General features: G+C 40.1%; 8 protein-coding genes. 4 read left to right on the top strand and 4 right to left on the bottom strand.

The genetic code is table 11. The annotated features are described in order from the left end of the window. Positions 1–15 precede the first annotated feature (15 nt). On the top strand, positions 16–399 hold the full coding sequence (locus SANK73390_RS01565) for a response regulator (RefSeq protein WP_462762678.1): 384 nt from the start codon (positions 16–18) through the stop codon (positions 397–399). Here SANK73390_RS01565 and SANK73390_RS01570 read toward each other — a convergent pair. The 4 genes from SANK73390_RS01570 to SANK73390_RS01585 are packed head-to-tail and all read right to left on the bottom strand — an operon-like array spanning position 371 to position 6,199. Beyond that, a complete protein-coding gene (locus SANK73390_RS01570) occupies positions 371–1,036 on the bottom strand; it encodes a class I SAM-dependent methyltransferase (protein WP_462762681.1) in 666 nt (221 codons plus the stop codon). The genes SANK73390_RS01565 and SANK73390_RS01570 overlap by 29 nt on opposite strands. Beyond that, positions 1,036–4,698: an SbcC/MukB-like Walker B domain-containing protein gene (locus SANK73390_RS01575; protein WP_462762683.1), complete on the bottom strand. Its 3,663-nt coding sequence runs from the start codon at positions 4,696–4,698 to the stop codon at positions 1,036–1,038. Before SANK73390_RS01575 ends, SANK73390_RS01570 begins: the two co-directional genes overlap by 1 nt. After that, positions 4,695–5,906: an exonuclease SbcCD subunit D C-terminal domain-containing protein gene (locus SANK73390_RS01580; protein ID WP_462762685.1), complete on the bottom strand. Its 1,212-nt coding sequence runs from the start codon at positions 5,904–5,906 to the stop codon at positions 4,695–4,697. The genes SANK73390_RS01575 and SANK73390_RS01580 overlap by 4 nt, the downstream gene beginning before the upstream one ends. A gap of 53 nt (positions 5,907–5,959) precedes the next feature. Then, positions 5,960–6,199 (bottom strand): hypothetical protein, encoded by a 240-nt coding sequence (locus SANK73390_RS01585; RefSeq protein ID WP_261594471.1) that lies wholly within the window; start codon positions 6,197–6,199, stop codon positions 5,960–5,962. Positions 6,200–6,663: 464 nt separating this feature from the next. Between SANK73390_RS01585 and SANK73390_RS01590 the strand changes: the two genes are divergently transcribed. The 3 genes from SANK73390_RS01590 to SANK73390_RS01600 all read left to right on the top strand — a co-directional run bounded on the left by SANK73390_RS01590 (position 6,664) and on the right by SANK73390_RS01600 (position 8,542). Beyond that, entirely contained in the window at positions 6,664–7,299 is a 636-nt protein-coding gene (locus SANK73390_RS01590) for an HAD family hydrolase (protein WP_462762689.1), read from the top strand. An 89-nt stretch (positions 7,300–7,388) separates the two neighbouring features. Then, positions 7,389–8,114 carry a YebC/PmpR family DNA-binding transcriptional regulator gene (locus SANK73390_RS01595; RefSeq protein ID WP_462762692.1) on the top strand — a complete coding sequence of 242 codons (726 nt, stop codon included), beginning with the start codon at positions 7,389–7,391 and terminating at the stop codon, positions 8,112–8,114. 68 nt (positions 8,115–8,182) lie between these two features. Beyond that, entirely contained in the window at positions 8,183–8,542 is a 360-nt protein-coding gene (locus SANK73390_RS01600) for a cupin domain-containing protein (protein WP_462762694.1), read from the top strand. The last annotated feature ends 646 nt before the right edge of the window (positions 8,543–9,188 follow it).

Below are 9,188 nucleotides of genomic sequence, written 5' to 3' on the forward strand. Positions count from 1 at the left end.
GGGATGCAATAAGGAATGAAAATACTCGTGGTTGATGATATGCCACTGATGCGCCATGTTATGTTAAACATGCTACGCCGTTTGGAATATACAGATGTTAGTGAAGCAACTGATGGTGAACAGGCTATTGAGTTACTGCAAGCTAAAAAGTTTGATTTATTAATTACAGACTTAAATATGCCAAAAATGAATGGGCAGGAGCTAATTGATAAAATAAGAGTTGAGTTAAAGCAGGCTAACTTAGCGGTTTTAGTCGTGACATGCGATGATAATAAACAAACTGTACTTAACTTAATTTCGGCAAAAATTGATGGCATGATGGTTAAGCCTTTTACTCTAAACACCTTAAAAAGGCAGTTACAACTTGTTTTTAGTCGGCGCGACAAACCACCCCAGTAAACCCTAATGCTTTGAAGTAGTAATGAGGTGTAGCAAAGCCAGTTTGTTCAAGCAATTCAGCTAAACGCATCCGATCTAGCGGATAAAACTCGTTATGTAAATTGTAACGCATACGCTGCTCCCCTACTTCGGTTAAACCTAGTTGTCGACATGCTAATAGCTGAGATTCACGTTCAAACTCTGTTTCTGGTGCCATGAGGTCGGCTAAAAATAAAGGGGCTCTGTTAGGTAGTTGCGCTCTAATAGTGCTGAGCAAACCTTGCTTCTCCTCGTTATCTGGCAAAAAGTGTAATACCAGTAAGCAAAGTGCGGCATCAATATGCTCATTACATGATGTGAGAGAACCCTGCATTATGGTTACTCTTGCGCTTAAACCTAAGTTAGTAAAATTTTGCTCTGCAATAGCAAGCATATCTTCAGAAATATCTTGCGCAATAAAGTGCCAGTGAGGGTTTAGTTGCGCAAGAGTTATAATATCTTTACCCGTCCCAGCTCCTACAACTAAAATTTTTGCTTCATCGGGTAGTAGCGTTTTTAATTGTGCCGCAGTTAAGTCGTGCAGCAGATCATACCCAGGAATGAGTCGAGTAATTCGTTGTTCGTAATTTTGCGCTTCATCTGCTTTAAAAGTTGGCATTAAGTTTGCCCTTTAATTTGAATATTTGAGTAGCCACCGGGCTGCTTTTTAACGTGTATTTGTGTTGCTACACGCTCAGTCATTTCGCTGACGTGTGAGATCACACCGACTTTGCGACCTTGTGCTTGCAATGAGTCTAGTGCATCTAGCGCTACACTCAAGGTTTCTGGGTCTAAGGTGCCAAAACCTTCATCAATAAACAATGAGTTGATTTGTACTTTATTTGCTGACAAAGAGGCTAAACCAAGTGCCAAAGCCAATGAAACAAGAAAAGATTCGCCACCGGATAGGGTATTAACTGAACGTTGTTCGTCGGCCATATCCCGGTCAATAATTGCGATATTAAGCGAATGACCAATTATTGCTAGTTGATAGCGTTTAGAGAGACTTGCTAAGTGTTGATTGGCATATTGTAGGAGAATTCTTAATGTTTGTGTTTGCGCTATGTTACGTAGCTTTTTGCCCGTGGCATCTCCTAATAGCTTATCGAGTAAATACCAATGCTCATATTCGCTCTGGACTTGCGTTAGTTTTGATTGTTGCTCAGTGCGCTTTGCCAAATTCTGTTTATGTTGTTGTAACGCAGTACTACATTCTAGCCAGCGTGATTGCGTTAGCTCAATTTGCTCTACTACTTGTTTTAAAGTGGCTTCTACTTCGGCTTGAGAGCTTTTTGTTCTGGCCTGTGAAGTATGTTGGTCCATTTCCTCTTGCAAGTGATTGAATCGCGCCAGTGCTTGAGCATACTGATGCTGTTGCTGTTGGTTATCAGCTAGAATTTGCTCGTATTCTGAAAACGGCTTAGATAGTAATTGTTTGACTAAATGTATATCCAGCTCTGGGTAATGTTGTTGTTGCGATTGTAGCCATTTATTAAAGCGCTGTGTCACCATAGCCTGCTGCTCTTCATTGTCACTTATTTGTACTTGTAAATGATTGAGCTTGATTGCTTGCTGGTGCTTTTCGTGCTCTATGTGTGTGAGTTGCGCCTTGGCATCATTTAATTGTTGGGTTGTCTGTTCACATTGGCTTTGTAGTGACTCGAACCAATCGTCAACACTGTGCTCAAGCGCTAAAAGGGCGGCACGTTGCTCATCAAGCGTCACGAGTGTGTTTTGATGTTGTTCGAGTTGAATTTGCAACATGTCGAGCTGATTTTTATGCTGATTATGATTTTGCTCACTATGTCTAAATTGTGATTGCAGCTGTTGTTGAGTATGTTGTAGTTCGATTAATTTTTTTTGCCCGTTATCGTATTGTTTCACCTGCTCAGAAAGTGACTCAATGGCTACCTGTGCGTTTTGTGTGAAACTTTGCCACCACGGCTCATCTGGAAAAAACTGCTGTGCTTTTTGTTGCTGTTGCAACATCACTTGTTGGGTTGCTTGTTGCTGCTGTTCAGTGGCGGTAATAAGGCTGTTTAAATGTGCTATTTGTTGCTGTATTTGCGCATGTTGTTGGTGTGAATTGTTGAGTGTTTGTTGCATCTCTTTTAAGGCTTGCCACACTCGTTGCTGTTGCTTATTCAGCTCGCTGTATTGAGTTAAATCTTGTTCAATCTTGCTTAATTGTTGCAGTGCACTGTCAGCATCAATATTTTGCTCATAACCGAGTGATTGCAACTCTATATTGAGTTTAAGTTGCTGCTCTTTGAGTTGGGCTTGGCGTTGTAAAGATACTTGTAATTGCGCATTGGTTTGCTCCTGAGCCACCACTTGTTCATTGTAACGTTGTTGTGATTGCTGTTGAGCTAATGCTGCTTTTTGTTGCTGCTCTGAGAAGTCGGTTATTAACGTTTGCCAGTGATTATCGATATGTTCAACACCATATGGGTGTTCTGTGGCACCACACACCACACATTCTTCACCTGCATTGAGCTGTGCGCGCAGTGCACTAATGCTATCACTGGCTCGCAGCTGTACTTGTGTTAGGTTGTCTTGAGTGAGTTGTGCACGCTGCTTGTGCAATTCAACCTGCTGTTGAGTATCTTGTAATTGCAACTTGAGTGTTTGCTGCTGATGACGATATTTGTCAAGGCTGGTGGTTAATTGCAATAATTCGTGCTCGCATTTTTGGTTTTCTTGCGAGACGTTAAGTGCCGATTTCAAGTTGTAGTGCTGCTTTTGCAATGTTTCATAATCTAGCACTTCAAGTTGCTGCTGCAGTGTTTGTTGCTGTTGCTCTAGCTCTGATAACTGATGTGTTTGATGTTTAATTTGAGTCTCTAAAGGTGCCACTTTTTGTGTTAGTTCGTGATGTGTTACAGATTGCTCTTGACGTTGTTTTTGATCATGGTTAATGCGCAAAGTACAGTCATTAATATCTTCAAATAGACGTGCTAACTGTGACCAATTTTCATAGGCTGAAGCAAATCTTGCTTGTTGTTCAAGTTGAGACTCAAGTGCAGCTTGGGCTACTTTATTTTCAGTCAGCTGGGTATCTTGGTTTTGCAGCTCAACATGGCTTTTTTCATATTGAGCTTGGGCGATATTTCGTTGTTTTGTATTATCTGATAGTTGCTGCTGTGCAACTAAACGCTGGTTATCTAGTTTGCGTACTTGCTTTATTTTAGGTTCATGTTCTAGCAGTTGCTCGGTTGCTTGTTGCTGAGCTATTTGAACCGTTGATAAGTGTGCTTGTAGGGTAATTAATTGTTGTTCATAATCTTGTTTAGCCAATTGTGCATGCTGTTGCTTGTATTGACCATGCTGGTAATTTAGAGAATCGGCTTGCTGGCGATTATCAGCTATTTGTTGAACTTGCTGTGCTAATTGAGCTTGCTTAACAGCTGAAGCTTGCGTTTGCAATTGTGCTTCAATCTGTTGGAGTTGTTGCTGATAGTGTTGGCACTTTTGCTGTTGTTGTTGTGCAATATCAAGCCATTGAATATCGAGTTGGTAGGCGTTACTTTGTGTTTTTAATTGGCTCAGTTGATTTTCATTATCGGCTAATTTGGTGTTTAATATATTTAAGTCGTCATCGGATAATAGCTGATAACTAGCCAGAGTTTGTTGTAATTGTTCAAGTGCCGCTTTCTTTTCTTTGTGGCGCTCAAAAATTGTTTGTCCTAAGCGGCTAAATTTATCTGTACCAGTTAGGCATTCAAGCAGCTGGGCTCTCTCATCGGCACTGGCTTTTAAAAATGCTGCAAATTCGTGTTGAGCAAGCAATGCCGCGCGAGTGAACTGCTCGAAACTTAGGCCAATTAATTGCTCGACTTTATTGATAGTTGCATTGCTAGATTGGGTGATGAGTGATTCATCGCTAACGCGAATAAGCTGGTGCTCAGGCCTTTTTAATTTTCCATCGATCTTTTTTCTAGCGCGCTCAACTTTCCAGCGAGCGATATAACGTTCACCATCTTGACCGATAAATTGCACTTCAGCGTGACCTTGTGCACACCCTCTGCGCAATAAATTTCGAGGATCATTAAGTTTTATCTCATCCCCATTAAATGCAACGGTATTTTTTAAGTCATTTTTTAGGCGCGCTGTTTTTGCGTATAGCGCTAAACATATGCCATCTAGCAAGGTGCTTTTGCCAGCTCCCGTATCTCCTGTGATAGCAAAAAGTCCGCTATGACTCAATGGTGCTTGCTCAAAATCCACTTCGGCTGTGGTTAAAGAGGCAAGATTTTTTATGCCTAGACTAAGTAACTTCATATGTTTGCTTCTTCATCCATTGAATTAATCACAAGTGCTAAACAGTCTTTTACTTCATCAGGTACTGCTTCATCAGTATTTACCTGTTGAGAAAAAGCCAATGAAAGTAACGTCATAGGGTCTAGTTGTTCAATGTTACCCAAATCACTAAAGTGTGGTTCATCGTCTGTTTGCTGTTGGTTTACTCTTTCAATACCACAAAATAATACCGGTTTATCAGCGAGGGCTTCATCAATGGCGGTACGAAATTGACTACTTGTTTCACTGGCATTTAAGCGCAGGCGAATATAACTGGGTGCTTCTTCAGGGTTGAATGTGAGTGCATTTATAAGCTCACACAAATGATTAAGAGTTGTCCCGCCTTTTTCTGGAAGCAGTATCAGTTGTTGGTGACGGGGCACGTAAAGGGGCTTTACAGCTGTTAGTTTTTTACCTTCAAACTCTGCGATTAATACTTGGTGTTGGTAATTTTTCTCTGAAAAAGACATCGGCAATGGTGTGCCGCTATAGCGAATGTGTTCGCTTTTTGCAACGCATTGTGCTTTGTGCAAATGCCCCAATGCTACATAATCAGCACTTTGGCTAAAGATATTTGCGTTAATGGCTTCAAAGCCACCAATGGAAATATTTCTTTCTGAGTCGCTAGAAATATCTCCCCCTTTAGCGTGTAAATGTCCCATCAAGATAAGAGGCGCTTGTGTTGCTAAAGGCTTTGCATGATCTAGTGCTTGTTGATAAGCCTGCGCAACGGCTTGTTGATAGCTTGTATCAGCCGTCATCGTTATATCTGCGGCTCTTAAAAATGGCATTGCAACGACATGCGCTGTGCCATTTTTAGTTGTTATAGATTTAACGACTTGCTCTGGGGCGTGTTTATTGAAGCGACCAACAACATGTGTATCAAACAACTGCAAAAGCGGCTTTGCTGTTTCAATACGATTAGCTGAATCGTGGTTACCTGCAATGATCATAATGTGTAAGTTGGGGCAAAACTGTTTAGCTTGTTTGATAAAATTATAAAGCTGTTGCTCTGCGCTGGCTGGGGGCGTAGCTGTATGATAGATATCACCTGCAATGAGCAATAAGTCAATACTTTGCGTTTGCAATATATTGATAAGCCAATCTAAAAATACTTGTTGCTCTTGCGCGCGGCTGTGTTCATAAAACTGTTGGCCCAGATGCCAATCAGATGTATGCAATACTTTCATTCAGCGTTTCCTTGATGGTAGAAACGCTAATATATCATTGTCGGTGTGCTTGGTTAACGGCTTATTTGCATCCAAGCAAAAAGAATTATAGGTAAAACAAGTAATAACAATAAAGCAGGCGCTTTAAAAGCTTTTACTTGCTTGGTTTGCAAACGTTTTAAAGCCGACTTTTCATTACATGCTGCCACTTTATCAACATAAAAATAGCCATCATCTAAGTATTCTTTGCAATTTTGCTCATCCGCTGGAATGGCAACAAGTTTCTCTTGTTTTTTTAGGATGTAAAAATCCATACTGCTCACCACATTTCTTTTTGCTAAACGGGTTTATTTATACGAGCAAAAGTGAGGCCAACTTTTTATGGCATTTTTGCACGAAATAAAAAAGTGCGCGATTTTAAAGACAAATCCACTCAAATATCAACAAAAAAAAGCGTTTTTTTTATTTATTTACAAAATAGAGACAATAATTGAGAAAAATATCAGGTTGGCACGCCAATTTATAGGCGTTTTGAAGTTAATGAGCATTTATTTTCATATATTTTATTGTATTTAGATATAAGAAGGGGAGTGAGTTTTTTTTGCAATTACGTGATAATGCAGCGCTTATAGCGGTTGCAAATAGGCTTTAATTATTGTTTTAAGAGTAATAATTGGGGTTGAATGAGCTTGCAAATTTCATATCCATACACAGTTGCAAGATGATTGACTGTGACCTATGGTTTAATAACATTCGCCACTGATTGGCAGGGATAATAATGTTACAACTCAATGCACAAGTGTGCTCATATAGTAGTACTATGATCCAGCAAAAAATAAAAGGTATTATATTTGATTTAGATGGCACCTTGGTGAGTTCTGAACTGGATTTTCAGTTGATCAGAGCTCAAGTCGGTTGTCCTCGAGAGCAAGACTTGCTCGAATTTATTGCACAACTTCCATCGCCCTATATGCGCCAAGAAGCGATGAACATTGTTCATCAGCATGAAATGTTAGATGCACAAAACGCGCAACTTTTACCTGGTGTGTCGCACTGTCTTAAACGTTTAAGCGATATGCAGATACCGATGGCAATTGTGACACGGAACTTTGGCCGTGCTGCAAAGCTTAAAATTGAACAGTGCAATGTACCGATTTCATTGGTTTTAACACGTGACGATGCGCCTGCTAAACCAAATCCTAGTGGCTTACTTGATATCGCCAAACAGTGGCAGTTGTTGCCTCCTCATTGTATGTATGTTGGTGATTATTTGTATGATATTCAGGCGGCTCACAATGCTAAAATGCGCTCGTGCTTGTATGTGCCTGAAGACATGCCACACTTCGCAAGTGAGTCACATCATATAATACGTAGTTTTGATGAGCTTCCTGATCTTGTACAGGCTTTTGCCTAAGTGACTATCGCAATACCCATCAAACGCTAGCCCAATTGCTCGAGTCTTGTTAAAATCTCGTCAATTTAATTTATAAAACGAGAATTAAGATGGGCAGAGCATTTGAAGTCCGCAAAAACGCCATGGCAAAAACGGCGGCGGCAAAAACCAAAGTAAACTCAAAATATGGTAAAGAAATTTACGTAGTCGCAAAAAACGGTGGTGCTGACCCAGAAACAAATTTGTCTTTACGTCGTTTGATGGATAAAGCCAAGAAAGATCAAGTTCCAGCACACGTTATTGATAAAGCAATTGAAAAAGCAGCAGGTGGTGCGGGCGAAGATTATTCTACAGCGCGTTACGAGGGCTATGGTCCGGGTAACTGCATGGTAATTGTAGATTGCTTAACGGATAACCCTAATCGTACTATTAAAGATGTGCGCTTACCATTTACTAAAACAGATTCAAAAATTGGCAACCCGGGTTGTGTGGCACATATGTTTGATCACTTCGCTATTTTAGGGTTTGATGGCGATGATGATGAAGCGGTATTAGAAGCGCTGATGATGGCTGACGTTGACGTTACCGATGTAGAACTTGAAGAAGGCAAAGTATCGGTATTTGCGCCTCACACAGAGTATTATAAAGCTAAAACAGCACTGACAGATGCATTTGGCGATATTAACTTTGAGATAGACGAAATTACATTCGTACCGCAAACACACATTGATATTACAGACCCTGATGATATTGCTAACTTTGAAAAATTCATTGGCATGTTAGAAGATTGTGATGATGTACAAAATGTTTATCATAATGCGATTGTGAAAAATTAATTGCACCATTAATAGTTTGAGCCGAGCAAGTTGCTCGGCTTTTTATTATGCTTTTGGAGTATAAGGATATGAGTAAAGTAGTAAGCACGGATAACTCAGAGCACTATAAGTGGGGTGATGTGTGCGATGGCTGGCATTTAGCCACGACTAAAGGGCTAAGCATTATTCAAGAGCGAGTGCCACCAAACGCGCAGGAAGTGAGGCACTTTCATCATTTTGCAGAGCAGTTTTTTTATATTCTAGATGGCAAAGCTTGGCTAGAAGTCAATGGTGAGCAATTTATATTACTCAGTGGACAAGGCCTACATGTGAGTGCTAACACCCCGCACCAATTAAAGAACACCAGCCTTGAAACCTTAAATATGCTGGTGATCTCTACACCACCCAGTCATGGTGATCGCACCATAATTGAAGAAAAAGACGTGTGATCTATGCATACTAAGTTAGTAAAATAGTGATCGCTATAATTTATGGCAATGCCTGCCCTATTGTAGCAACTTACACTAAGAGTTTTTTGCGCTAGCTACTTGTGATTGATGCTCAAATAGCAAACAAAATTCATCGACATATACAAAAATTGCATCTAAGTTATTGATACTTTTGTTGCTAGAACAATGCGAGGAATGATCTTATTTCAAAAATAACAGGTTATGTAGCGATAACTTGGTCACCAATACTCAGTCATACCAATTGCATTAAATAAGTGACCAAATATTGCGACAGATAAATAGCTTAGTAACTATTCTACATGAGTCATTTTTAACGCAGTTAATGGGTTATGTAGCTCGTTAGAATGATCAATGTTTTAATAAAAATAGGTATAAAACATCGGCAACTGAATCGTATATTTGCTCATTAAAAACTTGGTACTTTTTATATGTCACTTTTTATTTAGTAAAAACAAGCATATAATTTTAGAGTGTTCCCCGTACACACGGGGCTAAACCGTAAAGGTGTGTCAAACGTCACGCTATCTGGCAGTGTTCCCCGTACTACACGGGGCTAAACCGCCAATTAATTAACGCAAAAGCGATTAAAAGCGCGTGTTCCCCGTACACACGGGGCTAAACCGTG

Source organism: Pseudoalteromonas sp. SANK 73390 (genome assembly GCF_054966645.1).

Coding starts and splice junctions, on each gene's coding strand:
- SANK73390_RS01580 (WP_462762685.1), bottom strand. CDS start 5,906: ATGAAAGTATTGCATACATCTGATTGGCATCTGGGCCAACAGTTTTAT.
- SANK73390_RS01565 (WP_462762678.1), top strand. CDS start 16: ATGAAAATACTCGTGGTTGATGATATGCCACTGATGCGCCATGTTATG.
- SANK73390_RS01590 (WP_462762689.1), top strand. CDS start 6,664: ATGTTACAACTCAATGCACAAGTGTGCTCATATAGTAGTACTATGATC.
- SANK73390_RS01575 (WP_462762683.1), bottom strand. CDS start 4,698: ATGAAGTTACTTAGTCTAGGCATAAAAAATCTTGCCTCTTTAACCACA.
- SANK73390_RS01585 (WP_261594471.1), bottom strand. CDS start 6,199: ATGGATTTTTACATCCTAAAAAAACAAGAGAAACTTGTTGCCATTCCA.
- SANK73390_RS01570 (WP_462762681.1), bottom strand. CDS start 1,036: ATGCCAACTTTTAAAGCAGATGAAGCGCAAAATTACGAACAACGAATT.
- SANK73390_RS01600 (WP_462762694.1), top strand. CDS start 8,183: ATGAGTAAAGTAGTAAGCACGGATAACTCAGAGCACTATAAGTGGGGT.
- SANK73390_RS01595 (WP_462762692.1), top strand. CDS start 7,389: ATGGGCAGAGCATTTGAAGTCCGCAAAAACGCCATGGCAAAAACGGCG.